A 25625-nucleotide genomic window follows, 5' to 3' on the forward strand; every position below is an offset into this window, starting at 1 on the left:
GTCAGCCGCTGGTCATGTCCCTGCGGCGGAGGGCCGCCAGGCCGGTCGCGGTGAACGCCGCCGAGAGGGCGAGGAGGATCAGGACCGGGGGCCAGTTGAGGTCGGCGCCGGGGAGCTTGGGGAGGTGGCCGTAGGGGGAGAGGTCGAGGACGACCTGGGGGATGTCGAGGGCGGGGCCGATCCAGCCGATCAGCAGGACCGCGCCGGCGACGCCCCAGGCGGCGGGGGCGAGGGAGGGGGAGATGCCGTAGAGCAGGACGGCGAGGGAGCCGATCAGCCAGATCGCCGGGAGCTGGACGAGGCAGGCGGCGAGCAGGGCGCCCAGATCCTGGCCGTAACCGGCGGCGAAGCCGAGGGCGGCGATCAGCATGATCAGGGCCGAGCCGCCGTAGGCGATGAGGAGATGGCCGGCGGCCCAGCGCAGACGGCCGACGGCGTTCGCGAGGATCGGCTCGGCGCGGCCCGAGGTCTCCTCGCCGTGCGGGCGCAGCACGGAGGAGACGATGAACAGCGCGGCGATCAGGCCGAGCATGCCGACCATGGCGGCGAGGAACGCGTCGGTGACCCCGCTCTGGCCGCCCATGCGTTCGATGATCTCGCGGGCGCTCTCGTTGTCGCCGAGGAGTTCGACCGCGCCGTCCGTCAGACCGCCGTAGACGGCCCCGGCCAGGAAGAAGCCGATGCTCCAGCCGAGGACCGTGCCGCGCTGGAGGCGCCAGGCCAGGGCGCCGGCGGTGGCGAGGCGGCCGGTGGGCGGGCCGGGGCGGGTGGGCAGAAAGCTCATGCCGACATCGCGGCGGCCGGTCAGTTCGTAGGCCACCAGGGCCTGGAGGGCGACGGCGGCGGCGATCAGGAGCAGCACCCACCAGCGTTCGGCGGCGTAGGGGCGCAGATTCTCCAGCCAGCCCAGCGGGGAGAGCCAGGTCAGGACGGAGGAGCCGTCGGTGGCGGCCGAGTCGCCCGCCGCGCGCAGCACGAACGCGGTGCCCAGGACGGCGGCGGTCAGTCCCCGGGCCAGCCGGGCGCTCTCGGTCAGCTGCGCCACGATGGCCGCCATCGTCGCGAAGACCATGCCGACACCGGCGATACCGAGGCCGAGGGCGAGGGCGCCCGCGAGTCCCTGCCCGGCGAGGCCGGCCACGAGCAGCAGGGCGAGAGCGGCGTTGGCGGCACCGGCCGTCAGCAGCGCGGCGGTCAGGGAGGCGCGGCGGCCCACCATCCCGGAGGCGACCAGTTCCTGCCGTCCGCTCTCCTCCTCGTCCCGGGTGTGGCGGACGACGATCAGCAGGCTCGTCACCGCGGCCAGGGCGGCGGCGTAGACACCGACCCGCCAGGCGGTCAGGGCGCCGAGGGAGTCGCCGAAGACGGGGCCGATCAGCGCGCGCAGGGAGGCGTTGGTCTCCAGTTGCCCGATGAGGGCGGCGCGTTCGGCGGCGGTGCCGTACATGGAGGAGAGGGTGTTGGGCATGGACAGCACCATCAGGGCGTTCACCGCGGTCCAGACCGGGATCATCAGCCGGTCGCGGCGCAGCGCGAAGCGCAGCAGGGTGCCGGTGCCGGCAAGCGGGCGGGCGCCGCCCGCCCGGACCGCGAAGGCGGCCGGGGGGCGCCGGCCGGTCACCGCGCGCGGGGTGGTGACGGGGCTCGTGGGGCGGGTCATCGGGACGGCACCTCGTCCTGGTAGTGGCGCAGGAAGAGTTCCTCCAGGGTGGGCGGGGAGGAGGTCAGGGACCGTACGCCGGACTCGCCGAGGGCGCGCAGTACGGCGTCCAACTGGTCGGAGTCGACCTGGAGGCTGACCCGGCTGCCCTGGATGTCGAGGTGGTGCACCTCGGGCAGCCGGAGCAGGCCGCCCGGCGGGCCGGCGAGTTCGGCAGTGATGCTGGTGCGGGTCAGATGCCGCAGGTCGGCGAGCGAGCCGGTCTCCACGGTGCGGCCCTTGCGGATGATGCTGACCCGGTCGCACAGCTCCTCCACCTCGCTGAGGATGTGCGAGGAGAGCAGGACGGTCCGGCCGCGCGCGCGTTCCTCGGCGACACAGCGCTGGAAGACCTCCTCCATCAGCGGGTCCAGACCGGACGTCGGCTCGTCCAGGATGAGCAGATCGACATCGGAGGCGAAGGCGGCGACCAGGGCGACCTTCTGCCGGTTGCCCTTGGAGTAGGTGCGGCCCTTCTTCGTCGGGTCGAGTTCGAACCGTTCGATCAGGTCGGTGCGCCGGGCCGGGTCGAGGCCGCCGCGCAGTCGGCCGTAGAGGTCGATGACCTCGCCGCCGGAGAGGTTGCGCCACAGGGTGACATCGCCGGGGACGTAGGCGATCCGGCGGTGGACCTCCACCGCGTCGGTCCATGGATCGCGGCCGAGGATCTGGGCGGCGCCGGAGTCGGCGCGCAGCAGGCCCAGCAGGACGCGGATGGTGGTGGACTTGCCGGAGCCGTTGGGGCCCAGGAAGCCGTGCACCTCACCGGATTCGACCTCCAGGTCGAGGCCGTCGAGCGCATGGGTCCGGCCGAACGACTTGTGCAGCCCGGAGACGCTGATTGCCTTGGTCATGATTTTGAACGTACGCTAGCTTCACAAATTTGTGAAGTTAAGGAATCGTATGAATCGCGGATAGACTCGGGGAGGCGGCTGAGCGGGGCGGATGCAGGGGAGATGATCGGACGATGCCGGAAACGAGGGACGGGGTCACGCCCGAGCGGGACCCCGAGACCGTGTCCAGATTCGTCGAGGCGTTCGCCGCGCAACTGGTCGAGGCCGGGATGCAGCGGATGCCCGCCCGGGTCTTCGCCGCGCTGCTCGCCTCCGACTCCGGGGCCATGACCTCGGCCGAACTCGGTGAGCAGCTCCGGGTCAGCCCCGCCGCCGTGTCCGGCGCGGTGCGCTATCTCGCCCAGGTCCACATGGTCGCGCGCGAGCGCGAACCGGGCTCGCGGCGGGAGCGGTACCGGGTGCACAGCGACCAGTGGTACGAGGCGCTGACCAACCGGGACGCCGTGCTCAAACGCTGGGAGGGCACCTTGCGCGAGGGTGTCGACCTGCTCGGGGCCGACAGCCCCGGCGGACAGCGGGTCGCCGAGACGCTGGCGTTCTTCGAGTACCTCCAGGGGGAGATCGGCAAGCTGATGGAGCGCTGGCGGGAGCACCGGGAGCAGCAGCTCGGGGGGCAGGCGGGGGGCGGGGGGTAGGCGAACGGCACTTCCGCAATGCTGTTGCGGAAGTGAAATCTGGCTACCGGTGCGGGCGGGTTCGACGGCCGCCTACCCCGGCAGGACCAGCCCCAGCGCGTCCTCCCACACCGTCCAGGTCCGCCGCCGTACCGGGCCCGACACCGCCGTGTCCGCCCGGTAGCGGAAGTCCGGGCCCGAGATGGTGACGCGCCGGCCGGCCGCCCGCAGCGGGGTCGCCGCCGCGCCGACCGACACCGGCCGCACCTCCACCGCCGCCGACCCCGCCCCGCCCGGGATCACCGACACCGCCTCCACCGGCTGCTCCAGATCGACCAGGGTGTCGCCGTCCACCTCCACCCGCAGCCGGGCCGACGGACCGCCGCCGCCCCCGAACGCCGGGCCGCCGCCGCCCCGCGCCGGACGGGGGGCCACCAGATTCCGTACCAGCGAGTGGCACGAGCGCAGCCAGGTCCCCATCGCAGCGAGCTCCTCCGCACGGGACGCCGGATCACCGCCGGGGACGCCGTCCGGGCCCGCCTCGTCCAGCGGTGGGATGCTCAGCGCGCCGAGCACCACCCCGTCGCTGTCGTCCACCAGCAGATCCAGCCGCCGGACCGCCCCGTCGAGGGCCGATCGCGCCGCCGCCACCGCGCCCGCCGGGACCCCCAGGGCGTGCGCGATCCCCAGCAGCGGCCCCACCGGCACCACGGACAGCGCGCATCCGGCCAGCTCCCGCTGCCGGTGCAGCAGCGTCACCGCACGGGCCAGCGCCCGGTCGTCCCCGATCACCACCGGCCGCCGCGACCCCCTGCGCTCCAGCGCCCGCGCGAATTCCTCGGGCCCGTCCGGCAGACAGACCTTGGTCGCCGCACCCGCGCTGAGCACGTCTTTCGCGATCCGTACCGACTCCCCGTCGGTCTGTCGGGCGACCGGATCGATGACCACCAGCAGCTGATCGGAAGTCGCGAAAGTCGCCACCTCGGCCATGCCTCGCTTCCTCGGGTAGCATCTTTGTGCAAGAGCCCCTTGCGCTATTGCGCCAGGGGCTTCGTCTATTCCGGGGCATCCGGTCCGACGGGTTGCGGCCGACGAGGGTCGCCGGGTACGAGGCACACGCCGTGCCGCGTACGCCCCTGACCTTGGACATGCCCCGCCCGGAAGGGGTGTACGCGCGTGCCCGCACTTGTGCTGCTCGGTGCTCAGTGGGGTGACGAGGGCAAGGGGAAGGCCACCGACCTGCTCGGTGGCTCCGTCGACTATGTCGTCCGCTACCAGGGCGGCAACAACGCCGGCCACACGGTGGTCGTGGGCGACCAGAAGTACGCCCTGCATCTTCTCCCCTCCGGAATCCTGTCCCCCGGCTGTACGCCGGTCATCGGCAATGGCGTCGTCGTGGACCCCTCGGTGCTGTTCTCCGAGCTGAGCGGTCTCAACGAGCGGGGCGTCGACACGTCCAAGCTCCTGATCAGCGGTAACGCCCACATCATCACCCCGTACAACGTCACCGTCGACAAGGTGACGGAACGCTTCCTCGGGAAGCGGAAGATCGGGACCACCGGACGCGGTATCGGACCGACCTACGCCGACAAGATCAACCGGGTCGGCATCCGGGTCCAGGACCTCTACGACGAGTCGATCCTCACCCAGAAGGTCGAGGCGGCGCTCGACGCCAAGAACCAGATGCTGACCAAGCTCTACAACCGGCGCGCGATCGCCATCGAGCAGGTCGTCGAGGAACTGCTCGGCTACGCCGACAAGCTCGCGCCGTACGTCGCCGACACGGTCCTGGTCCTCAACCAGGCCCTCGACGACGACAAGGTGGTCCTCTTCGAGGGCGGCCAGGGCACCCTGCTGGACATCGACCACGGTACGTATCCGTTCGTCACCTCCAGCAACCCCACCGCGGGCGGTGCCTGCACCGGCTCCGGCGTCGGTCCCACGAAGATCAGCCGGGTCATCGGCATCCTCAAGGCGTACACCACCCGCGTCGGCGCCGGTCCCTTCCCGACCGAGCTGTTCGACGCGGACGGTGAGGCGCTGCGCCGGATCGGCGGGGAGCGCGGCGTCACCACCGGCCGCGATCGCCGCTGCGGCTGGTTCGACGCGGTGATCGCCCGCTACGCGACCCGCGTCAACGGCCTCACCGACTTCTTCCTCACCAAGCTCGACGTCCTCACCGGCTGGGAGCAGATCCCGGTCTGCGTGGCCTACGAGATCGACGGCCGCCGCGTCGAAGAACTCCCGTACTCGCAGACCGACTTCCACCACGCCAAGCCGGTCTACGAGAACCTGCCGGGCTGGTCCGAGGACATCACCGGCGCGAAGTCCTTCTCCGACCTGCCGAAGAACGCGCAGGCGTATGTGAAGGCCCTGGAGGAGATGTCCGGAGCGCCGATCTCCGCGATCGGGGTGGGCCCGGGGCGGGACGAGACGATCGAGATCAACTCGTTCCTGTAGCCGCTCATTCCGGATCCTTCCGGCGCGGATCCTTTCGGCGCGGCATGAGCTTCCGGGGCCTGGAAACCCCGAGAGGAAGCTCATGCCCGTCCGGAAGCGGCGGCCCCTGGAGCCCGGACCCTCGCGTAACTTCGTGCCTAACGTGCTGCACACAACGTGAGGGTGTGAATCGGATGGACATTCAGTGGCGCAAGGCATCGCACTCCGAGCAGTCGGGCAACTGCTTGGAGCTGGCCGTGGTCGACGGCCAGGTGCTGGTCCGGGAGAGTGACGAGCCCGGCGTCGTCGTCAGGACCACACGCGCCAGGCTCGCCGCCTTCCTCGCGGGAGCCAAGGCGGGCGAGTTCGACGACCTGCTCTGACGCCGGGCGATGATTTCCGGAACCAAGCGATGGAGTAGGGGAGGGCGTTGACGGTCAGGAAGCCGTCTACCGAGCGCCAGCGGCGCCTTGGCGCCGAGTTGCGCAGGATGCGTGAGCACATCGGTATGACGATCAACGAAGCCGCGCTGGTGCACCGCACCGACCGGACCACGGTGAGCAATACGGAGTCGGCCCGCTCGGGAGTGAGCGCGGATCGCGTCCGGGTGTGGGCCGCCAACTATCGGTGCCCGGACGCCGGATACATCGACGCCCTCGCGGAGATGGCCAGAGAGCGCGGACCGCGATGGTGGGACGAGCACCGGGGTGCGCTGCCTGCCGGGCTGCTGGACCTCGCGGAGATGGAGCACCACGCGACGGCGTTGCGGTTCGCGCAGATCATGCACATGCCTGGCCTGCTGCAACTGCCTGCCTACATGCGGGCCATCTTCGCGGAAGCGGTTCCCGCCATGTCGCCTGCCGATCTCGAACGGCACGTCGACTTCCGGCGGAGCAGGGCGAAGATCCTCGACCGGCCGGATGGGCCGCAGTGCGAGATCCTGATCCATGAAGGGGCCCTGCGAACGCGGTTCGGGGATCGTGAGGTGATGCTGCGCCAGATCGAGTACCTGCTGACGCAGTCCGAACGTCCCAATGTCACGCTGCGAGTGGTGCCGTTCAGGGCCGGAGGATTCGCCAACGCGGGCAGCTCGACGCTCTACGCCTGCGGTCCGGTGCCCCAGTTGGACACGGTGCAGATCGATGTGCCCACCGGCGTTGCCTTCCTGCACGCTGAGACCTACCTGGTCAACTACCGTTCCGTACTCAACCGGATGAGCGAACGAGCCCTGGGTCCGGGCGAGTCCATCTCCTTCATCCGGGACGTCGCAGAAGAGATCTGAGGTAGTGATTCAGTGGAACTGCACTGGCGTAAGTCATCCTTTTCGGCTGACACCGGGAGTTGCATAGAAGTCGCGGAACAAGACGGCTGGATCTTCCTGCGCGAGGGCGACGATCCGGAGGTGATCGTGCGGACCACACCCCGCAAGCTCCGCGCCTTCATCGAGGGCGTCAAGGCCGGCGAGTTCGACCCGTTCGCGACCTGACCGGTCTGCGGCATATGCCAGCTTCCGGCATTTCGGGCAACGTGTTGTTTCGTACCTCATTGCGCGCGTACTGTGTGTAGTGCTCGACGTCCTTTCCGTGACGGTCGGGCGGGCTGTGAACACACAAGAGTGCCCCGGCGGTGAGCGACCACCCCGGGGCAGGCCAACGCCACAAAGGAGCGTCAGCATGGCTCAGCCTATCCGGCATGCCCTCGTACGAACACTCGCCCTGATCCTCTCCCTCCTCCTCCCCGCCACCGGCCGCCGTCGCCGCCCCAAGCGGGCCCACGCCGCGCCCCGCACCCCCTGGGCCCTGCCCCGGCCCCGCGCCGTTCGCAGCCATGGCAGCGAGCCCCCCGCCCTCGTCCTCGGCTTCGAAGGGATCTGCTTCGCGCCGGAGGCCACCCCCGGTCGCCGCACCGGCGCCCCCGCCCTGTTCCTGGGGGTGGCCGCCTGATGGACGCCACACCGAACACGCGGATCACCGTGAGCCGCGTACCCAGCAAGCCCGTCCGCCGTCGGGACGACGGACGCCTCGCCATCGACCTCTGCCGCGACGGCGCCTTCGACACGGACGCGACGCTGCATCTCACACCCGCCGAGGCCGAAACGCTCCACGCCCAGCTCTGCTTCGTGCTCGACGACGACGCCGACACCTCCGTCGGGCCGGGGACCCGGCGGCCCGAATGCCGGAAGGGCGTGGCCGCCGACCACAGGGCCCTCTGAGCAGAAGCCTCAGCTGAAGACGATCATCGAGCCCTGCGCCAGGCTCCGGGTCGCGGCGGCGTGCAGGCCGAGCCAGACATGGCGCTCACGGGCGAAGGGGCTGGGGTCGTAGGGGGCGGGTACGGCCGGCTCCTCCAGCTCCGTGGGCGCCAGCGGCGGCTGCGGCGGGGCCGGGGGGTTGGCCGGGTCGATGCCGATCGCGGGCGCGACCTGCTCCAGGTCCCGCAGCAGACCCTGCGCGGAGCCCAGCGGGCCGCCCCCGGCGAGGAGTTCGTCGCTGGAGAGCGGGTGCGGGAAGTCGACCGGGACATAGGCGCCCGCGTGGTCGTAGTGCCAGACCAGATGGGACTGCTGGGCGGTGGTCTCGAACATCTCCAGGAGCTGCTCGTAGTCCCCGCCGAGTTCATCGACCGGGGTCACCGGCAGTCCGCGAACCTGGAGCAGAAAGGCCCGGCGCAGAAAGTGCAGGGCGTCGTAGTCGAACCCGGCGACCGGTGCGACATCCCCGGACAGCCCCGGCATGTACTGGTAGACCGGCACCGGTGGCAGTCCGGCCTCGGCGAGCACCTTGTTGTACTGCGCGAGTTCCTCGGCGAAGGGGTTTTCGGGGGTGTGGCACAACACGTCGACGAGAGGTACCAGCCACAGGTCACAGGCCAACGGACAACTCCTCCACGGAATCCACGGGTGGTGCGCGGGCGGCACGCCGGTCAGGGAAGCGTAATCGGTCCGCCCCGCCCCCGCCCCTCCCGCGCACACGTTCGGTGCCGGTCCCTTACCCACTCCGTGACGCCCGCACCGCATATGCCGCCAGCCAAAACGCCCCGGCGCGGCCTCAGTCCGCCGACAGCCGCTCGATCAGCGCCAGCGAGTGCGCGTTGTACGCGGCGACGACGCCCCGCGCCGCCTCCACGTCCCGCCCGCGCAACGCGTCGACCAGGTCCGTGTGCCCGGCCCACAGCAGCCCCCGCACATCGGCCAGCGGACGCAGCCGCTGCACCGCGCACACCCAGGACTGCACCCGCAGCCGGTGCAGGAAGTCCGCGAGATAGGGGTTGCCGAACAGTGCGCTCAGCTCCCGCCAGAACCGCAGGTCGTAGCCGATGAGCACGGTCAGGTCCCCGGCGCGGGCCGCCCGCTGGGCCTCCTCGCCGCGCCGCCGCACCCCGGCGAGCGCCCCGGCGGTACGGGGATCGGCGGGGTCCCGGAACCCGTGGCGCCCGGTGCCGAGCGCCTGGAACATCCCGTCGGTGACCAGCGCCCGCGCCTCGACCAGCCCCCGGAAGTCGGCGACCGAGTACTCCCGGACGCGGAACCCCCGGTGCTGGTCGGCCTCCAGCAGCCCCTGCGCGGAGAGATCGACGAGCGCCTCCCGCACCGGCGTCGCCGACACCCCGTACTGCTCGGCGATCTCCTTGACCGTGAACGCCTGCCCCGGCGGCAGCCGTCCCGCCAGCACCTCGTCGCGTAGCGCGTCGGCGATCTGCTGCCGCAGGGTGTTGCGGGTCACCGCGCCGTTGCCACTGCTGCCGGGCATGGTCCGGGCGTCCTCTCCATGGATACGCGGATGGCGTGCTCGTACGTGTGTCTACGAGCACGTCACCTTACGCGTTCAGGCTCCCGAGAGGATGCGCTGTCCGACCTCCTGCCCCGGCGGGCAGCCACGAGCGGCACGGCGGCGCAGCGGCCCGGCGGGGCAGCGGCCCGGTGGCGCAGCGGCACGGCGGCGCAGGGGCCCGGTGTCCCAGCGGCGGCACCGGGCCAGGGCGAGCAGCGGGCCAGGGCCAGCACGGGGCCAGCGGGGGCACCGGGCCAGGGCGAGCAGCGGCCAGGGCCGGCACCGGGCCAGCGCCAGCACCGGGCCAGCGGCGGCACTGGGCCGATGGCCGCACCGGGCCAGCGGCGGCACCGGGCCAGCGGCGGCACCCCAGCGCCAGCATCGGGCTAGCGCCAGCATCGGGCTAGCGCCAGCATCGGGCCAGCGGCGGCACCGGGCCGATGGCCGCACCGGGCCGGTGACCGCACCGGGCCGGTGACCGCACCGGGCCGATGGCCGCACCGGGCCGATGGCCACACCGCGCCGGTGACCGCACCGGGGGTGAGCCGGCCGCAACCCCGGCTCACCACGCGACCGACCGCCCTCAGCCCGTCGTGAACTCGTCCGCCACCGACAGCGCCGTGTCCAGCGCCGCCAGGCCCTCCTTCAGCTCGGCCTCGCTGACATTGCAGGGCGGCACCACATGGGTGCGGTTCATGTTCACGAACGGCCAGATCCCGGCGGCCTTCGCGGCGGAGCCGAACGCGGCCATCGGCGCGTTGGCCTCGCCCGCCGCGTTGTACGGCACCAGCGGCTCCCGCGTCTCCCTGTCCTTGACCAGCTCCAGCGCCCAGAACATGCCGAGCCCGCGCACCTCGCCCACGGACGGGTGCCGCTCGGCCAGCTCCCGCAGCGCCGGGCCGACGACGCTCTCGCCGAGCCGGGCCGCGTTCTCCACGACACCCTCCTCCGCCATGACAGTGATCGTGGCGACGGCGGCGGCGCAGGCCAGCGGGTGCCCGGAGTAGGTGAGCCCACCGGGGTAGGCCCGCTTGCCGAAGGTCTCGGCGATGGCCGGGGAGATCGCGACCCCGCCCAGCGGGACGTACCCGGAGTTGACGCCCTTGGCGAAGGTCATCAGGTCCGGTACGACATCGAAGTGGTCGGCGGCGAACCAGTGCCCGGTGCGCCCGAACCCGGCCATCACCTCGTCCAGCACGAAGACGATCCCGTACCGGTCGCACAGCGCCCGTACGCCCGCCAGATAGCCGGCCGGGGGCACCATGATCCCGGCGGTGCCGGGGACGGTCTCCAGCACGATCGCGGCGATGGTGGCCGGGCCCTCGAAGGCGATCGTCGTCTCCAGGTGCTCCAGCGCCCGCGCGCACTCCTGCTCCTCGCTGTCGGCGTAGAAGCGGGAGCGGTAGGGGAACGGGCCCCAGAAGTGGACGGTCCCGGCGGTGCCGGTGTCGCTGGCCCAGCGGCGCGGGTCGCCGGTGAGGTTGATGGCCTGCTGGGTGCCGCCGTGGTACGAGCGGTAGGCGGCGAGCACCTTGGGACGGCCGGTGTGCAGCCGGGCCATCCGTACGGCGTGCTCGATGGCGTCGGCGCCGCCGTTGGTGAAGAAGATCTTGTCCAGGTCGCCGGGGGTGCGCTCGGCGATCAGCCGGGCCGCCTCGGAGCGGGCCTCGACGGCGAAGGCGGGCGCGAAGGTGGACAGGTGTGCGGCCTGTTCCTGGATCGCGGCGACGACCTTGGGGTGCTGGTAGCCGATGTTGGTGTAGACGAGGCCGCTGGTGAAGTCGAGATAGCGGTTGCCGTCGTAGTCCCAGAAGTACGACCCCTCCGCGCCGGCCACGGCGAGCGGGTCGATGAGTTCCTGGGCGGACCAGGAGTGGAAGACATGCGCGCGGTCCGCGGCCTTCACGGCGGCACCGGCCCGCGGGTCGGGCTGGACGGGCGGAGTGGACTGAGGGGTCATGCGGGGAGCGTAAATGTCCGTGATGCGGACGCGGTATCGGCGCCCTGTCTCGGGGTCCGGCGGTTTCCACGACACGTTGTCGAAGACGGGGTCCCCGGGGAGTGCTTGACAGGATGCTGTCGTAATGACAGTCTGCTGTCATGAAGCCGCCGAGAGCGGCGCAGACACAACGAGAACGCCACACGAGGGAGCCGAACCCATGACCGCCACCGAGAACCCCCGCAAGCCCGTCCACCTCGCGGTCTACGACACGCTCGCCGACTGGGAGACCGGCCACGCCACCGCGCACCTGGCCCGCGCCGGGTACGAGATCCGCACGGTCGGCCCCACCACCGCCCCGGTCACCAGCATCGGCGGGCTGCGCATCACCCCCGACCTGGCCCTCGCCGACCTGCGCCCCGAGGACTCGTCCCTCCTGATCCTCCCGGGCGCCGACCTCTGGGACACGTCCGACGACCTCGCCCCCTTCGCCCGCACCGCCCGCGCCTTCCTGGCCGCCGGGACCCCGGTCGCCGCCATCTGCGGCGCCACCGCCGGACTCGCCCGCGAGGGCCTCCTGGACGACCGCGACCACACCGGCGCGGTCTCCTTCTACCTCGCGGCCACCGGCTACGCGGGCGGCGCCCGGTACATCGAGACGGACGCGGTCACCGACGGCGGCCTGATCACGGCCGGGCCCACCGAGCCGGTCGCCTTCGCCCGCGAGATCCTCGGCCTCCTCGGCGTCTTCGACGGCGAGGTCCTGGACGCCTGGTACCGCCTCTTCCACCACTCCGACCCGAGCGCCTACGAGGTCCTGGCGGCGGCGGGCGCGGCGTGAGCCGGGAACGCCAGTACCTGCTGAGCCGGGCCGCCCTCGCCAGCTTCCGCCTCAACGGGCAGTTCCTGGCGGTCGCCGAGGAACTGGCCCGGCCCGCCGGACTGACCGCTGCCTGGTGGCAGGTGCTCGGCGCGGTGCTGCCCGATCCGCTGCCGGTGGCGGGGATCGCCCGCGTGATGGGCATCACCCGGCAGAGCGTCCAGCGCATCGCCGATCTGCTGGTCGAGAAGGGCCTCGCCGAGTACCGCCCGAACCCGGCCCACCGCCGCGCGAAGCTCCTCGCGGCCACCGGGGAGGGCGTGGCGGCGATCCGCCGCATCAACCCCGGCCACGCCGCCTACGCCGACCGCCTGGCGGACGCCTTCGGCGACGACGGGGACCTCGCGGAGGCGGTACGGCTGCTGGAACGGCTGTCGGCGGCGCTGGAGGAGTCGGGGCCGCCGGAGGCGGGGGGTGCCGGAGCGGAGACCGGCCAGTAGCGACCCCGGGGACGGGCCCGGTCACGGGCTATCGTCATCGCCCGTGACCATTGACCGGGAGGGCCCAGTCCCGCCGTACCGCCAGATCGCCCGGATCCTGCGCGCCCGTATCGAGGACGGGGGCATCCCGCCCGGCCGCCGCATCCCCAGCCTCGTGGAACTGGAAGCGGAGTTCGGTGTCGCCCGCGACACCTTGCGCAAGGCCGTGAAGGTCCTGAAGGACGAAGGTCTCGTGGAGACCGTGACGGGCATGGGCATCTACGTCGTGGACGGCCGCGCCGACATCTGACTCCCCAGTGGCCGGGGTGAGTTGAGTGACCCTTGCCCCCCACCCGCACCTGTCTGACGATGGGGACCATGGCCCCCACGCGAAGGTCCCTCCTCACCGCGACCGCGACGGCGGCCGTGACCGCGTCGACCACGGCGAGCGCCTGCGCGGCGCCCTCCGACGACCCCACCCCGGACACCGGCCCGCCCCCGTCCCCCTCGCGCTCCCCTTCCTCCACGTCGACCCACCAACCCCCCACCCCCGAACTCCGCGCCCTCCTCGCCGAGATCGACCCCGACCGCATCGAAGCCACCGTCCGCAAGCTCGTCTCCTTCGGTACCCGGCACACCCTCTCCGCCCAGGACGACCCCGCCCGCGGCATCGGTGCCGCCCGCGACTGGCTGCGCGCGGAGTTCCGCCGGTACGCCACCGCCTCCGGCGGCCGGATGACCGTCGCCCTCCAGTCGTACGTCCAGCAGCCCGCGAACCGCGTCCCCACCGCCACCCGGGTCACCAACGTCGTCGCCACCCTGCGCGGCTCGGTCGCCCCGGAGCGGGTCTACGTCGTCTCCGGGCACTACGACTCCCGCGCCTCGGACCCCCTCGACGCCACCTCGGACGCGCCGGGCGCCGACGACGACGCCTCGGGCGTGGCCGTCGTCCTGGAACTGGCCCGGGTGATGGCGGGGCGCCGCCCCGCCGCCACCCTCGTCTTCGCGGCGGTCGCGGGGGAGGAGCAGGGTCTGTACGGGGCCGCGCACCTGGCGGGCCGGTTCAAGGACGACGGCACGGCCGTCCGCGCCATGTTCACCAATGACATCGTCGGCAGCCCGACCGCGGACGACGGCACCCGCGAACCCGGCGTGGTCCGGCTGTTCGCCGAGGGCGTCCCCTCCTCCGAGACCCCCGAGGAGGCCGCGCTACGGCGTTCGGTGGGCGGCGAGAACGACTCCGCGACCCGGCAGCTCGCCCGGTTCGTCAGAGAGGTCGCGGAGAACGACGCGACGGGGATGCGGGTCCGGGTGATCCACCGGCGCGACCGGTACCGCCGCGGCGGCGACCACATCCCGTTCCTGGAACGCGGCTTCGCCGCCGCCCGCTTCACCGAGCCCGCCGAGAACTACGCCCACCAGCACCAGGACGTCCGCGAGCAGGACGGCCGGCAGTACGGGGACCTGCCCGAGTTCTGCGACTGGGCGTACATCGCGCGGGTGGCCAGGGTGAACGGGGCGGCCCTGTGGACCCTGGCCCAGGCACCGGACGCTCCGCGCGACGCCGAGATCGTCACATCCACGCTCACGAACTCGACCGAGCTGACCTGGACGCGGGGGGACGAGCCGGATCTGAAGGGGTACGAGATCGTCTGGCGGGAGACGACGTCCCCGGACTGGACGCATACGGTCCCGGTCGGTGACGTGACCCGGCACGAGGTGGACCTGTCCAAGGACAATGTCTTCTTCGGCGTACGGGCGGTGAACAGGGCGGGGTTGCGCAGCCCGGTGACTTTTCCGTCGCCGTCGGTGTGACGTTGCCGGGGGCGTCACACGACCGGGCCCAGGTGCCGGGCGACGGCAACGCCCTGCTTCTCAGGGGCTCACCGAGCCTCCGGCGGCCTCTGCCGCGGCATGTTCGGCCGCGCAGGCCCGGAAGGCGGCCCCGCGGCCCGCCCCACCCCCGTCCCCGCATCCCGCACCCCTAACCCCAGACCCAGACCGAAACCCACCCCCACCCCCACCCCCTGCATCCCGAGCGGAGCGCCCCCCGCGCCGCCCGTCCGGAACTCCACCATCCAGTCCGCCGTCTCCACCCGCACCAGCTCCGCCACATCCTCCGAGAACCGCCGCAGCACCCCCAGGCACCGGTCCGCCGCCTCCCCGGCCGTGCCGTCCGTCGGGCCCAGCACCTCCCGCACGTTCTCCGACGCCCACTCGAATTGCAGCAGCTGCAACCGCCGCTGCACCGCCTGCGCGGTCGCCACGTCCCGCATCCACCCGGACGTCACCCCGAAGCCCCGGTCCACCCCGGCGCACGCCACCGCCACCACCAGCGCCAGATATCCCCAGGCCGCCGCCCCGGCCAGCGTCCCGGTCAGATCCAGCAGCGGCAGGGCCGCGCCCACCACCGCCCCGCCCGCCGCCCCGGCCCGCAGCACCCGCGCGCCCCGCCGCTTCCACACCCGGCCGGCGAGGTACCAGGTCACCGTCTGGAGCGCCCCGTGCTCCACCCACCGGTACAGCTCCTCCAGCCGCTCCGCGGGTTCCCCCCAGTCGCCGGACGGGAACTCCCGCCCGGTCAGATCGCCCGGCCGGGGTCCGGCCGCCCCCTCGCCGCCCCGCCCGTCCTGCGGCGGACCCTCGGGCTGCATCTCCGGCTGACCCACCCGGCACTCCCTACTGATCACGGTGCGTGACTCCTGATGCTGATGCGCCGGACCCTTATTACCGCCCAATGGGTGGCGAAGATGACGGTTTCACGACTTTTCCGCCCGGAAGTGGGCCTTGATCAGGTATAGGAATCACCGTCGGCTCACTCGAAAGAGTGGCGGGGCGACGGCCGCGCGGACCACGTAGGCTCGTGCCGAACGGGAAAACCCGTACGGACAAGGAGAGCCGATCGTGATCCCCGGTGGTGGCCAGCCCAATATGCAGCAGCTGCTGCAGCAGGCGCAGAAGATGCAGCAGGACCTGGCGCAGGCGCAGGAGGAACTGGCACGGACGGAGGTCGAGGGCCGGTCCGGCGGCGGCCTGGTCAAGGCGACCGTCACCGGCGCCGGTGAGCTGCGCGGCCTGGTGATCGACCCGAAGGCGGTGGACCCGGAGGACACCGAGACCCTCGCCGATCTGATCGTCGCGGCCGTCCACGCGGCCAATGACAACGCCCAGGCGCTCCAGCAGCAGAAGCTCGGCCCGCTGGCCCAGGGCCTCGGCGGCGGTATCCCCGGCCTGCCTTTCTAAACCGGGCGCCCGCCCTCTACCGTACGTAGCAAGGTACGCGCAGGTATCCCGGACACCCCAGGTGTCCCAGGAAGGACGGCAGTCCGTGTACGAAGGCGTGGTCCAGGACCTCATCGACGAGCTGGGGCGGCTGCCCGGCGTCGGTCCCAAGAGCGCCCAGCGGATCGCCTTCCACATCCTCCAGGCCGAGCCCACCGATGTCCGGCGGCTCGCGCACGCCCTGCTGGAGGTCAAGGCCAAGGTCCGGTTCTGCGCCGTCTGCGGCAATGTGGCGCAGGAGGAGCTGTGCGGGATCTGCCGGGACGCGCGCCGGGATCTCGCGGTCATCTGTGTGGTCGAGGAGCCCAAGGACGTCGTCGCGATCGAGCGGACGCGTGAGTTCCGGGGCCGGTACCACGTGCTCGGCGGCGCGATCAGCCCCATCGAGGGCGTCGGACCCGACGATCTGCGGATACGGGAACTTCTCGCGCGGTTGGCCGACGGTTCGGTCACAGAGCTGATCCTGGCCACGGACCCGAATCTGGAGGGCGAGGCGACGGCGACGTACCTCGCGCGCATGATCAAGCCCATGGGCCTCAAGGTCACCCGCCTGGCCAGCGGCCTCCCGGTGGGTGGCGACCTGGAATACGCGGACGAGGTGACCCTCGGCCGCGCCTTCGAGGGGAGACGACTCCTAGATGTCTGACGCCACGCTGCACGCCACGAGCCAGGACCCGGACGACTTCGCGGTGCAGATCGCGGACCAGATCGAGAGTTTCCTGGTCGCCGTCACCGAGGTCGCCAGGGGCGACGAGCCGGACTCGGCGGTTCCCTTTCTGCTGCTCGAAGTCTCCCAGCTGATGCTGGCCGGCGGCAGGCTGGGCGCGCACGAGGACATCGTCCCGGACGAGCGCTACGAGCCGGATCTGGGCCCCGAGCCCGATGTCGACCAGCTCCGCGAGAACCTCGCCCGGCTGCTGGAGCCGGTGGACGTGTACTCCGAGGTCTTCGACCCCTACGAACCGCGCACCGCCCCCGTCCCGGCCCGGATCTCCGACGATCTCGCCGATGTGATCACCGATCTGCGCCACGGCATGGCCCACTACCGGGCCGGCCGGGTCACCGAGGCGCTGTGGTGGTGGCAGTTCTCGTACTTCTCCAACTGGGGCTCCACCGCGTCGGCCACCCTGCGCGCGCTGCACTCGGTGCTGGCCCATGTCCGGCTGGACCAGCCGCTCAGGGAGCTGGACGGGCTGGACACGGACGAGGCGCTGATGGGGGACGAGACGCTGGAGTTCGAGGCGGGCCAGGTGATGGCGGAGGAGATCGCGGGCCCGCTGGGGCTGCGCTCGGCCACGTGACGGCGGACGCCTCCCGCGTTCCGCTGTTCCGCTGTTCCGCGTGATCACTGTGATGCCCGGCACTTTTCCGAGTGACGGCGGTGAGCCGCGGGCATGTGCCCTGCTGGAACGGGCGGGCGACAGGGCCGGACGGCGTATCTCACCATGCGATATCCGGAAGGTCGTTTTCGGCCGCTCGTTAGACTGAGCCGACACAACGGACTGAGCGAGGAGCGCACGTGGGCCTTGTCGTGCAGAAGTACGGAGGCTCCTCCGTAGCCGATGCCGAGGGCATCAAGCGCGTCGCCAAGCGGATCGTGGAGACCAGGAACAACGGCCATCAGGTGGTCGTCGTGGTCTCGGCGATGGGCGACACGACGGACGAGCTGATCGATCTCGCCGAGCAGGTCTCCCCGCAGCCTGCCGGGCGCGAGCTCGACATGCTGCTGACCGCCGGGGAGCGGATCTCCATGGCGCTGCTGGCGATGGCGATCAAACAGCTGGGCGCCAAGGCCCAGTCGTTCACGGGCAGCCAGGCGGGGGTCATCACCGACTCGGTCCACAACAAGGCCCGCATCATCGATGTCACCCCGGGCCGGATCCGCACCGCGCTGGACGAGGGCAACGTCGCGATCGTCGCCGGTTTCCAGGGTGTCAGCCAGGACAAGAAGGACATCACCACGCTGGGGCGCGGCGGGTCCGACACCACGGCGGTGGCGCTGGCCGCCGCGCTGGCCGCCGAGGTCTGCGAGATCTACACCGATGTGGACGGCGTCTTCACCGCCGACCCGCGGGTGGTCAAGAAGGCGAAGAAGATCGACTGGATCTCCTTCGAGGACATGCTGGAGCTGGCCTCGTCCGGCTCCAAGGTGCTGCTCCACCGCTGTGTGGAGTACGCCCGCCGTTACGACATCCCGATCCATGTCCGGTCCAGCTTCAGCGGGCTGCGGGGCACCTGGGTCAGCAGCGAGCCGATCGATCAAGGGGACCAGAAGGTGGAGCAGGCCATCATCTCGGGTGTCGCGCACGACACCTCCGAGGCCAAGATCACCGTCGTCGGGGTACCGGACAAGCCGGGCGAGGCCGCCTCGATCTTCCGGACCATCTCGGATGCCGAGATCAATATCGACATGATCGTGCAGAATGTGTCGGCGGCGTCCACCGGGCTCACCGACATCTCCTTCACCCTCCCCAAGAGCGAGGGCCGCAGCGCCCTGGACGCCCTGGAGAAGGCCAAGGCCGTCATCGGCTTCGACGCCCTGCGCTACGACGACCAGATCGGCAAGATCTCCCTGGTGGGCGCCGGGATGAAGACCAACCCCGGGGTCACCGCGGACTTCTTCACCGCGCTGTCCGACGCGGGCGTCAATATCGAGCTGATCTCGACATCCGAGATCCGTATCTCGGTGGTCACCCGGGCCGACGACGTACCGGAGGCCGTCCGGGCCGTGCACAGCGCGTTCGGGCTGGACTCCGACAGCGACGAGGCCGTCGTCTATGGGGGCACCGGCCGATGACCGCCCGCCCGACGCTCGCGGTCGTGGGAGCGACCGGGGCCGTCGGCACGGTCATGCTCCAGATCCTGTCCCAGCATGCGGACATCTGGGGTGAGATCCGTCTGATCGCCTCCCCGCGCTCGGCCGGCCGCAAGCTGGCCGTGCGCGGCGAGGAGGTCGAGGTCGTGGCACTGAGCGAGCAGGCGTTCGACGGTGTCGACATCGCCATGTTCGACGTGCCCGACGAGGTGTCCGCCCAGTGGGCGCCGATCGCCGCCGCCAAGGGCGTGGTGGTCGTGGACAACTCCGGCGCCTTCCGGATGGACCCGGACGTCCCCCTGGTCGTCCCCGAGGTCAATCCGCACGCGGTCCGGATGCGCCCGCGCGGCATCGTCGCCAACCCCAACTGCACCACCCTGTCCATGATCGTCGCCCTGGGCGCGCTGCACGCCGAGTTCGGTCTGCGCGAGCTGGTGGTCTCCTCGTACCAGGCGGTCAGCGGGGCCGGGCGGGCCGGGGTGGACACCCTGCGCGAACAGCTCGCCCTGGTGGCCGGTACGGAGCTGGGGACCGCGCCGGGCGATCTGCGCCGGGCCGTCGGCGAGCGCACGGGGCCGTTCCCGGAGCCGGTCGCGCTGAACGTCGTCCCCTGGGCCGGGTCGCTGCGCGAGGACGGCTGGTCGTCGGAGGAGATGAAGGTGCGGGACGAGTCCCGCAAGATCCTCGGCCTGCCCGCGCTGCCGGTCGCCGTGACCTGCGTCCGGGTGCCGGTGGTCACCGTCCACTCCCTCACCGTCCACGCCCGCTTCCAGCGCGAGGTCACCGTCGCCGGGGCGCGCGAGATCCTCGCCACCACGCCGGGTGTGGTCCTGGTCGACAACCCGGCCGCCGGGGAGTTCCCCACCCCCGCCGACGCGGTCGGCACGGATCCCACCTGGGTCGGCCGGGTCCGTCGCTCCCTGGACGACCCGACCGCCCTCGAACTCTTCGTCTGCGGCGACAACCTCCGCAAGGGCGCCGCCCTGAACACGGCGCAGATCGCGGAACTGGTGGCGGCGGAGTCGGGGGCCGCGGGCAGTCGCTGATGCTGTGCCGGTGAGCGGTGAGCGGTGAGCGGTGATGCCGTGCGGGCGAGCGGTGATGCCGGATGCCGTGCCGGTGAGCGCTGATCCCGGCGGGGCCGTCTCGGCGGGGGCCGTTCCGGCGGGGTGCGGCTGGCGGAGTGGTGGCGGTACGGGGTGGGGCAGGGCTTGCGGGGCTGTCGCGGCGGTGGTGTGGGGGTGGTGGTGTGGCGGTGGTGTGGCGCTGTCCTGGCGGGCCGCGCGGGCCGTCCCGGCGGTGGTGTGGGGGTTGGCGCGGAGGCGGGAGGGGTGTCGCGGGAGCGTTGTGGTGCCGTCCGGCACCGCCCGTCAGCCCTCCCAGCCGCCCCAGCGCAGGCGCGCGGCTGTCCGGGCAAGCGGTGCGGGCGCGGCAAGCGCGCGGGGATGTGGCGCCGGGCGGTGGTGCCCGGTCGTGCCAGGCGGCGGTGCCGGTCGTGCCGGGTGGCGGTCACGGGCGTAAAGGCGGGCCACGGGCGTAAGGCGGGGCACAGGCGGGCGGAGTGTTCGTGACGGCCCCGCGCCGGGTCGCGTCGGGCCGCGCAGGGCCGCGCCGCTGTTGTCCCGGCAGGGAAGGGCAGGGCAAGGCAGGGCAGGACCGGGCGAGGCGCGGAGTGCTGGGCGCGCTCCCAGGTGGGGAATCGGTGGCCCGGCCGGGTCGGGACCGATATTTGTCCTGGCGTTCGCCGGATCGGTTTGTAGGATCTGTGTTCGGCGTGTGAGCCGGGTAATGGTCCTGACCACTTGAACCGGTGGGCTGTGCCGTTCGAAGATTTCCTCCCGCCCTCCGCAACCGCGCGAAGGGCGGTAAGCGTCTATGCGGTCGCCCGTCCGGGCTTTTATCCGTGCCCTACCGGGCGTGGAGACGCGTGTAGACCGGCGTGGGGACGCCGTGCCGCGGGCGTGGGGACGCCCGCTTCAGGTGGACATAGGGGAAGAGCGGGACGCATGTGGTCAACTGAGGCACCGTCAGCTGTGCAGTCCGGCGAGAGAACGATGTCGGCCGCGCACCACGGCGCAAAAGTGACGCCCGGCACGTACAACCCTCATGGGGGCAGGCGTGTCCAACTGGCGTGGCAGAGGTACTCGACTTCACATCGGCGGCGCGCGGCACCGCACTGCGACCGCCCGTACCGCGCCGTCGGCCCAGAACGGGCGGCGGGCCCGGTGGCATGCCGGTGATCGCGCCCATGCCCGCAGCGCAGCCCACGCCCATCCCCGGCCAGCGCGAGTCCACCGAGGACATCGCCGCGGGGACCACGGTCGACCACCTCACCGAGACCTACCGCACGCACTACCGCTCGCTGCTCGGTCTCGCCGCCCTGCTCCTCGACGACACCGCCTCCTGCGAGGACGTCGTCCAGGAGGCGTTCATCCGGGTCCACTCGGCCCGCAAACGGGTCCGTGACCCCGAGAAGACGCTCGCCTATCTGCGCCAGACCGTCGTCAACCTCTCCCGCTCCGCGCTGCGCCGCCGCATCCTGGGCCTGAAGCTGCTCTCCAAGCCGATGCCGGACATGGCGAGTGCCGAGGAGGGCGCCTACGACCAGCTGGAGCGGGACTCCCTGATCAAGGCGATGAAGGGCCTCCAGCGCCGCCAGCGCGAGGTGCTGGTGCTGCGCTACTTCGCCGATATGACCGAGGCGCAGGTCGCCGAGTCGCTCGGCATATCGCTGGGCTCGGTCAAGGCGTACGGCTCGCGCGGTATCGCGGCCCTGCGGCTGGCGATGGAGGCACCCGTATGAGCGGCGACGGCAGCGAGGGCCGGGAGAGCGGGGGCCGGGAGCGGCGCCCTCTCCAGGTGCCCGGGGAGCCGCCCTCGTCCGGCCCGGAACACCCTCATGAGCACCGGCACACTGGGAACGGAACGAGCGCCACCGTGAACGACCCTCTCGACGACCAGGGCCCCGGGGGGCTCGACTCGGACGAGCTGGAGCTGCGCGGTCTGCTGCACCAGGCGGTGCAGGACATCGAGCCCCGCGACGGCACCCTGGACCATTTGCGCCGGGCGGTGCCCGCGCGGCGCGCCCGCAAGCGGCAGGCCGCGGTCGGGGTGGCGGCGGCGGCTCTGTTCCTCGGCACCGCCGTGCCCGCCCTGGTGCATGTCTCCGGCTCCGACGGCTCCAGCGCCGACCCCTCGATCGCCGGGCTCGGCCAGGACGCCACGGGCGGCGCCAGCGAGGGCGCGGGCCCCGACGGCGGCTCCGGCACCGTCGGCGGCTCCACCGGGGGCGGCCCCGCCACCGGCCACGAGGGCGACCAGGAGGGCGGTCCCAGCGGCGGCAGCAGCCCCGGCACCACCCCCGGGGCCCCGCCCGGCGGCCCGTCGCCCTCCGCGGTCCCCACCACCCCGGTGTGCACGGCCGCCCAGCTCGGCGGGGGCACGGCCGCCGCCGACGTCCCCGACTCGGCCGGTACGGTCTACGGCATGTTCCGGATCAGCAATGTCTCCGGCGACAGCTGTACGGTCACCGGTCCCGGCACCGTCACCCCGATCCCGCAGGGCGCCGCCGACCCGGCCAGGATCTCCGTCGCCCAGCACGCCTCGGGCGATGTGGCCGCGGAACTCCCCGACCCGTCCACCGAGACCGGTCAGCTGGTGCTGCTGCCGGGCGCGGCCTACGAGGTGCGGTTCGCCTGGGTGCCCGCCGAGACCTGCCCCGTCGAGGGCGGCGGCACGGGCGGCACCGGCGGCCCGTCCCCCGATCCGTCCCCCAGCTCCGACCCCGGTACGACGACCGGTGGCACCACGGGCGGCGGCGACACCGGCACGAGCACCCAACTGCTCACCGAGGACGGCACGGCGGACGGCAGCGTCCAGGTGTCGTACACCCCGGAGGCGGGTTCGGAGTCGGTGTCGGTCGTGGTGCCGGACGCGTGCGTCGGGACGGTGTACCGGACCGGGGTGCTGGCGGGGTCGTAGCGCGTCCCGCCCAGGGGCGCCCGGGGGGCGCCTAGGGGGCGGCGGCCGGGGCCGGTTCCCGGTGCTCCTCGGGGGCGTCGGCGAGGCCCATCCGCGCGTCCCGTACCGACTCCACCTCGCGGCGCAGCAGCCGGAACCACATGAAGACCACGAAGCCCGCGAAGACAAACCACTCACCGGTGTAGCCGAGATTCTGGAACGCCTTGAGGTCGAGGCCGGTGTCGGCGGCAGCCGCCGCGGGCACCGCACGCATCCCGGAGTCGCCCTCGTCCAGGGTGATCCAGGCGTCGTAGAGGTCGTACGGCACCAGATTGACCAGGGAGGCCGAGCTGATCGCGCCGGTCTGGCCGGAGGGCAGTCCGCTGAGGGCGGGCACGCCGTTGCTGCCGGGGGTCTCGGACGCCTGGAGCGCGCCGGTGACGGTGACCTCGCCGGACGGCGGGGCGGGGGCCTTCGCGGCGTCGGCGGTGCCGGGGAGCCAGCCGCGGACCACCGGGAGGGCCCGGCCGTCGTCGGTGCGCAGCAGGGTCATGACGTAGTACCCGGGCTGTTCGTCCAGGGGGCGGTCCGGGACCAGGAACTGCTCGGCGTACGCACCGCTGGTGGTGGCCCGGTCGCCGGAGGTCTCCTTGTCCACCGGCAGCAGCTCGGTCAGCGGCCGGGCCGCGCCGGTGCTCTCGCCGGTGGGCTCCTCGGTCGCCGAGCGGTGGGTGTCCATCCGCTCCTCGAACCGGCTCAGCTGCCAGGACCCCATGAAGACGCAGAAGGGGATGGCCAGCACGACGAAGACGTTGATCCCCCACCAGCGGGGAGTCAGCAGAAACCGGTACACGCCCCCACGGTACGGGGGCGGGGCGGGGGTCCGGGCGCGGGGGTCGGTCGCGGGGCACGGGTGGGGGGCACGGGTGGGGCTGCCGGGGCCGGTGGGGCGGGTGCGGACGGCCCGGCCGGGGCGGCAAGGTGTGAGGTCGGTGAGTGGTTGGGCAAAGTTATCCACAGGCTGAGGGGCTCGGGCGCGCGATGTCGGTCCGGACGGGCACTATGGGGCCATGACTGAGAGCAACGGGTCCGTCTCGCCGGATCATCAGCAACGTGTGTCCATGCCGGACTGGGAGAAGCGCTTCAGGGCGCCCCGGGTGTCCCTGCCCGACTGGGCGGAGGACGCGCCTGACCGCTCCCTGTTCGTCTCCAATGCGACAGGGACGTACGAGCTGTACGCGTGGGACCGGTCGACCGGTGCGCAGCGCCAGGTCACCGACCGGCCGAACGGCACCACGGACGGTGTGCTCTCCCCGGACGGCGCCTTCGTCTGGTGGTTCGACGACAAGGACGGCGACGAGTTCGGGGTATGGCGCCGCCAGCCCTTCGAGGGCGGTCCCGACGACCCGGCGACCCCGGGCCTGGACCCCTCCTACCCCGCGGGCCTCGCGCTGGGCCGGGACGGGCGGACGGCGGTGGTGGGCCGTTCGACGGACGACGAGGGCACGAGCATCCATCTGGCCCGCTCGGGCGAGGCACCGGTGCTGATCTACCGGCACCGCGAGTCGGCGGGCGTCGGCGACCTCTCGCACGACGGGGCGCTGATCGCCATCGAGCACACCGAGCACGGGGACGCGATGCACTCCGCGCTGCGCGTGGTCCGCCCCGACGGCACCACGGTCGCGGAGCTGGACGACACCAAGGGCGGCACCGAGGAACTGGGCCTGGAGGTGCTGGGCTTCGCCCCGGTGGACGGCGACACCCGGCTGCTCATCGGCCATCAGCGGCGGGGCCGCTGGGAGCCCCTGGTGTGGGACGTGGCGGCGGGCACGGAGACGGACCTGTCGCTGGAGCTGCCCGGCGATGTCAGCGCCGAGTGGTACCCGGACGGCACGGGACTGCTGATCGTGCACAGCTTCGAGGCCCGCAGCGAACTCTTCCGGTACGACCTGGCGAGCGCCGCGCTGGAGCGCGTACCGACCCCGCCGGGGACGGTGTCGGGGGCGACGGCCCGGCCCGACGGGTCGGTGGAGTACCTGTGGTCGTCGGCGGCCGAGCCGCCGGCGGTGCGCTCCACGGACGGCTCGGTGGTGCTGGACCCGCCCGGGATGAAGTCCCCGGGGTCGGTGCCGGTGGAGGACGTGTGGGTGGACGGGCCGGGCGGGCGGATCCACGCGCTGGTGCAGAAGCCGGTGGGCGCGACCGGTCCGCTGCCGACGGTCTTCGAGATCCACGGCGGCCCGACCTGGCACGACAGTGACGCCTTCGCCGCGGGCCCGGCGGCGTGGGTGGATCACGGTTACGCGGTGGTCCGGGTCAACTACCGGGGCTCCACCGGCTACGGCCGCGCCTGGACGGACGCCCTCAAGCACCGGGTGGGCCTGATCGAGCTGGAGGACATCGCGGCGGTCCGCGAGTGGGCGGTCACCTCGGGGCTCGCCGACCCGGCCCGGCTGATCCTGACCGGCGGCTCCTGGGGCGGCTACCTCACCCTGCTGGGCCTGGGCACCGAGCCGGGGTCCTGGACGGTGGGCATCGCGGCGGTGCCGGTCGCCGACTACGTCACCGCGTACTACGACGAGATGGAAGCGCTCAAGGCCATGGACCGCACCCTGCTCGGCGGTACGCCGGAGGAGGTCCCGGACCGCTTCGAGGCGTCCTCGCCGCTCACCTATGTGGAGGAGGTCGAGGCGCCGGTCTACATCTCGGCCGGGGTCAACGACCCGCGCTGCCCGATCCGCCAGATCGACAACTACGTCAAGCGGCTGGAGGCCCGGGGCGCCGACCACGAGGTGTACCGCTACGACGCGGGGCACGGCTCGCTGGTGGTCGACGAGCGGATCAAGCAGGTCCGGCTGGAGCTGGACTTCGCCCGGCGGCACCTGGAGGGGGTGCGGGGCGCGGGCGCGGGTCCGGGCGCGGTGAAGGTCGGCTGACGCTCCGCGCTCCGCGCG

General features: G+C 72.3%; 27 protein-coding genes. 19 read left to right on the plus strand and 8 right to left on the minus strand.

Going from position 1 to position 25625, the window contains the following annotated elements:
• Position 1 precedes the first annotated feature (1 nt).
• Positions 2–1660 (minus strand): ABC transporter permease, encoded by a 1659-nt coding sequence (locus ABZX40_RS27995; protein WP_355735926.1) that lies wholly within the window; start codon positions 1658–1660, stop codon positions 2–4.
• Positions 1657–2553, minus strand: a complete 897-nt coding sequence (locus tag ABZX40_RS28000; protein WP_355735929.1) for an ABC transporter ATP-binding protein — start codon at positions 2551–2553, stop codon at positions 1657–1659. Before ABZX40_RS28000 ends, ABZX40_RS27995 begins: the two co-directional genes overlap by 4 nt.
• Positions 2554–2666: 113 nt before the next feature.
• Between ABZX40_RS28000 and ABZX40_RS28005 the strand changes: the two genes are divergently transcribed.
• Positions 2667–3188, plus strand: coding sequence for a MarR family transcriptional regulator (locus ABZX40_RS28005; RefSeq protein WP_355735932.1), 522 nt, complete (start codon positions 2667–2669; stop codon positions 3186–3188).
• Positions 3189–3260: 72 nt separating this feature from the next.
• Here the strand turns inward: ABZX40_RS28005 and ABZX40_RS28010 are convergent, their stop codons facing one another.
• Positions 3261–4157, minus strand: coding sequence for a diacylglycerol kinase (locus tag ABZX40_RS28010; protein WP_355735935.1), 897 nt, complete (start codon positions 4155–4157; stop codon positions 3261–3263).
• 186 nt (positions 4158–4343) lie between these two features.
• Between ABZX40_RS28010 and ABZX40_RS28015 the strand changes: the two genes are divergently transcribed.
• The 6 genes from ABZX40_RS28015 to ABZX40_RS28040 all read left to right on the plus strand — a co-directional run bounded on the left by ABZX40_RS28015 (position 4344) and on the right by ABZX40_RS28040 (position 7818).
• Positions 4344–5627 carry an adenylosuccinate synthase gene (locus tag ABZX40_RS28015; RefSeq protein ID WP_355735938.1) on the plus strand — a complete coding sequence of 428 codons (1284 nt, stop codon included), beginning with the start codon at positions 4344–4346 and terminating at the stop codon, positions 5625–5627.
• Between the two features lie 173 nt (positions 5628–5800).
• Positions 5801–5989, plus strand: coding sequence for a DUF397 domain-containing protein (locus tag ABZX40_RS28020; protein WP_355735941.1), 189 nt, complete (start codon positions 5801–5803; stop codon positions 5987–5989).
• Positions 5990–6036: 47 nt separating this feature from the next.
• A complete protein-coding gene (locus tag ABZX40_RS28025) occupies positions 6037–6888 on the plus strand; it encodes a Scr1 family TA system antitoxin-like transcriptional regulator (protein WP_355735944.1) in 852 nt (283 codons plus the stop codon).
• 12 nt (positions 6889–6900) lie between these two features.
• Positions 6901–7092: a DUF397 domain-containing protein gene (locus ABZX40_RS28030; RefSeq protein WP_355735947.1), complete on the plus strand. Its 192-nt coding sequence runs from the start codon at positions 6901–6903 to the stop codon at positions 7090–7092.
• A 187-nt stretch (positions 7093–7279) separates the two neighbouring features.
• Positions 7280–7549 carry a hypothetical protein gene (locus ABZX40_RS28035; RefSeq protein WP_355735949.1) on the plus strand — a complete coding sequence of 90 codons (270 nt, stop codon included), beginning with the start codon at positions 7280–7282 and terminating at the stop codon, positions 7547–7549.
• Complete coding sequence (locus ABZX40_RS28040) at positions 7549–7818, plus strand: hypothetical protein (RefSeq protein WP_355735952.1); 270 nt, start codon at positions 7549–7551, stop codon at positions 7816–7818. Before ABZX40_RS28035 ends, ABZX40_RS28040 begins: the two co-directional genes overlap by 1 nt.
• Positions 7819–7827: 9 nt before the next feature.
• Here ABZX40_RS28040 and ABZX40_RS28045 read toward each other — a convergent pair whose 3' ends face one another.
• The 3 genes from ABZX40_RS28045 to ABZX40_RS28055 form a co-directional block, all read right to left on the minus strand.
• Positions 7828–8478 (minus strand): hypothetical protein, encoded by a 651-nt coding sequence (locus ABZX40_RS28045; protein ID WP_355735954.1) that lies wholly within the window; start codon positions 8476–8478, stop codon positions 7828–7830.
• A 175-nt stretch (positions 8479–8653) separates the two neighbouring features.
• Entirely contained in the window at positions 8654–9355 is a 702-nt protein-coding gene (locus tag ABZX40_RS28050; protein ID WP_355735957.1) for a GntR family transcriptional regulator, read from the minus strand.
• 604 nt (positions 9356–9959) lie between these two features.
• The gene (locus ABZX40_RS28055; protein ID WP_355735959.1) at positions 9960–11336 is read right to left on the minus strand and encodes an aspartate aminotransferase family protein; all 1377 of its coding nucleotides are present in this window, start codon (positions 11334–11336) and stop codon (positions 9960–9962) included.
• A 199-nt stretch (positions 11337–11535) separates the two neighbouring features.
• Between ABZX40_RS28055 and ABZX40_RS28060 the strand changes: the two genes are divergently transcribed.
• The 4 genes from ABZX40_RS28060 (at position 11536) to ABZX40_RS28075 (ending at position 14429) form a co-directional block, all read left to right on the plus strand.
• Positions 11536–12156, plus strand: coding sequence for a type 1 glutamine amidotransferase family protein (locus tag ABZX40_RS28060; RefSeq protein ID WP_355735962.1), 621 nt, complete (start codon positions 11536–11538; stop codon positions 12154–12156).
• Complete coding sequence (locus tag ABZX40_RS28065; protein ID WP_355735964.1) at positions 12153–12635, plus strand: MarR family transcriptional regulator; 483 nt, start codon at positions 12153–12155, stop codon at positions 12633–12635. Before ABZX40_RS28060 ends, ABZX40_RS28065 begins: the two co-directional genes overlap by 4 nt.
• Before the next feature lie 43 nt (positions 12636–12678).
• The gene (locus tag ABZX40_RS28070) at positions 12679–12924 is read left to right on the plus strand and encodes a GntR family transcriptional regulator (RefSeq protein WP_355735966.1); all 246 of its coding nucleotides are present in this window, start codon (positions 12679–12681) and stop codon (positions 12922–12924) included.
• A gap of 68 nt (positions 12925–12992) precedes the next feature.
• A complete protein-coding gene (locus ABZX40_RS28075) occupies positions 12993–14429 on the plus strand; it encodes a M28 family metallopeptidase (RefSeq protein ID WP_355735968.1) in 1437 nt (478 codons plus the stop codon).
• Positions 14430–14497: 68 nt separating this feature from the next.
• On the opposite strand, the gene ABZX40_RS28080 is transcribed toward ABZX40_RS28075, so the two are convergent.
• Positions 14498–15283, minus strand: coding sequence for an SLATT domain-containing protein (locus ABZX40_RS28080; protein WP_355736321.1), 786 nt, complete (start codon positions 15281–15283; stop codon positions 14498–14500).
• Positions 15284–15518: 235 nt separating this feature from the next.
• Here ABZX40_RS28080 and ABZX40_RS28085 point away from each other — a divergent pair, with 235 nt between their 5' ends.
• The 7 genes from ABZX40_RS28085 to ABZX40_RS28115 all read left to right on the plus strand — a co-directional run bounded on the left by ABZX40_RS28085 (position 15519) and on the right by ABZX40_RS28115 (position 22692).
• Positions 15519–15857: a YbaB/EbfC family nucleoid-associated protein gene (locus ABZX40_RS28085; protein ID WP_355735970.1), complete on the plus strand. Its 339-nt coding sequence runs from the start codon at positions 15519–15521 to the stop codon at positions 15855–15857.
• An 85-nt stretch (positions 15858–15942) separates the two neighbouring features.
• Positions 15943–16542: a recombination mediator RecR gene (gene recR / locus ABZX40_RS28090; protein ID WP_355735972.1), complete on the plus strand. Its 600-nt coding sequence runs from the start codon at positions 15943–15945 to the stop codon at positions 16540–16542.
• Positions 16535–17197 (plus strand): DUF5063 domain-containing protein, encoded by a 663-nt coding sequence (locus ABZX40_RS28095; protein ID WP_355735975.1) that lies wholly within the window; start codon positions 16535–16537, stop codon positions 17195–17197. The genes recR and ABZX40_RS28095 overlap by 8 nt, the downstream gene beginning before the upstream one ends.
• Positions 17198–17415: 218 nt before the next feature.
• Positions 17416–18693, plus strand: coding sequence for an aspartate kinase (locus ABZX40_RS28100; protein ID WP_355735978.1), 1278 nt, complete (start codon positions 17416–17418; stop codon positions 18691–18693).
• Positions 18690–19757 (plus strand): aspartate-semialdehyde dehydrogenase, encoded by a 1068-nt coding sequence (locus ABZX40_RS28105; RefSeq protein WP_355735980.1) that lies wholly within the window; start codon positions 18690–18692, stop codon positions 19755–19757. Before ABZX40_RS28100 ends, ABZX40_RS28105 begins: the two co-directional genes overlap by 4 nt.
• 1085 nt (positions 19758–20842) lie before the next feature.
• Positions 20843–21514 (plus strand): SigE family RNA polymerase sigma factor, encoded by a 672-nt coding sequence (locus ABZX40_RS28110; RefSeq protein WP_355735983.1) that lies wholly within the window; start codon positions 20843–20845, stop codon positions 21512–21514.
• A 134-nt stretch (positions 21515–21648) separates the two neighbouring features.
• Entirely contained in the window at positions 21649–22692 is a 1044-nt protein-coding gene (locus ABZX40_RS28115; RefSeq protein ID WP_355735985.1) for a hypothetical protein, read from the plus strand.
• Between the two features lie 31 nt (positions 22693–22723).
• Here the strand turns inward: ABZX40_RS28115 and ABZX40_RS28120 are convergent, their stop codons facing one another.
• Complete coding sequence (locus ABZX40_RS28120; protein WP_355735987.1) at positions 22724–23524, minus strand: SURF1 family protein; 801 nt, start codon at positions 23522–23524, stop codon at positions 22724–22726.
• 217 nt (positions 23525–23741) lie between these two features.
• Between ABZX40_RS28120 and ABZX40_RS28125 the strand changes: the two genes are divergently transcribed.
• Complete coding sequence (locus tag ABZX40_RS28125) at positions 23742–25607, plus strand: prolyl oligopeptidase family serine peptidase (protein ID WP_355735989.1); 1866 nt, start codon at positions 23742–23744, stop codon at positions 25605–25607.
• Positions 25608–25625: the final 18 nt, after the last annotated feature.

Source organism: Streptomyces sp. NPDC004610, from assembly GCF_040609715.1.
In the GTDB taxonomy this organism is placed as follows: Bacteria; Actinomycetota; Actinomycetes; order Streptomycetales; family Streptomycetaceae; genus Streptomyces.

Coding starts and splice junctions, on each gene's coding strand:
- ABZX40_RS27995 (WP_355735926.1), bottom strand. CDS start 1,660: ATGACCCGCCCCACGAGCCCCGTCACCACCCCGCGCGCGGTGACCGGC.
- ABZX40_RS28000 (WP_355735929.1), bottom strand. CDS start 2,553: ATGACCAAGGCAATCAGCGTCTCCGGGCTGCACAAGTCGTTCGGCCGG.
- ABZX40_RS28005 (WP_355735932.1), top strand. CDS start 2,667: ATGCCGGAAACGAGGGACGGGGTCACGCCCGAGCGGGACCCCGAGACC.
- ABZX40_RS28010 (WP_355735935.1), bottom strand. CDS start 4,157: ATGGCCGAGGTGGCGACTTTCGCGACTTCCGATCAGCTGCTGGTGGTC.
- ABZX40_RS28020 (WP_355735941.1), top strand. CDS start 5,801: ATGGACATTCAGTGGCGCAAGGCATCGCACTCCGAGCAGTCGGGCAAC.
- ABZX40_RS28035 (WP_355735949.1), top strand. CDS start 7,280: ATGGCTCAGCCTATCCGGCATGCCCTCGTACGAACACTCGCCCTGATC.
- ABZX40_RS28040 (WP_355735952.1), top strand. CDS start 7,549: ATGGACGCCACACCGAACACGCGGATCACCGTGAGCCGCGTACCCAGC.
- ABZX40_RS28050 (WP_355735957.1), bottom strand. CDS start 9,355: ATGCCCGGCAGCAGTGGCAACGGCGCGGTGACCCGCAACACCCTGCGG.
- ABZX40_RS28055 (WP_355735959.1), bottom strand. CDS start 11,336: ATGACCCCTCAGTCCACTCCGCCCGTCCAGCCCGACCCGCGGGCCGGT.
- ABZX40_RS28060 (WP_355735962.1), top strand. CDS start 11,536: ATGACCGCCACCGAGAACCCCCGCAAGCCCGTCCACCTCGCGGTCTAC.
- ABZX40_RS28075 (WP_355735968.1), top strand. CDS start 12,993: ATGGCCCCCACGCGAAGGTCCCTCCTCACCGCGACCGCGACGGCGGCC.
- ABZX40_RS28095 (WP_355735975.1), top strand. CDS start 16,535: ATGTCTGACGCCACGCTGCACGCCACGAGCCAGGACCCGGACGACTTC.
- ABZX40_RS28105 (WP_355735980.1), top strand. CDS start 18,690: ATGACCGCCCGCCCGACGCTCGCGGTCGTGGGAGCGACCGGGGCCGTC.
- ABZX40_RS28125 (WP_355735989.1), top strand. CDS start 23,742: ATGACTGAGAGCAACGGGTCCGTCTCGCCGGATCATCAGCAACGTGTG.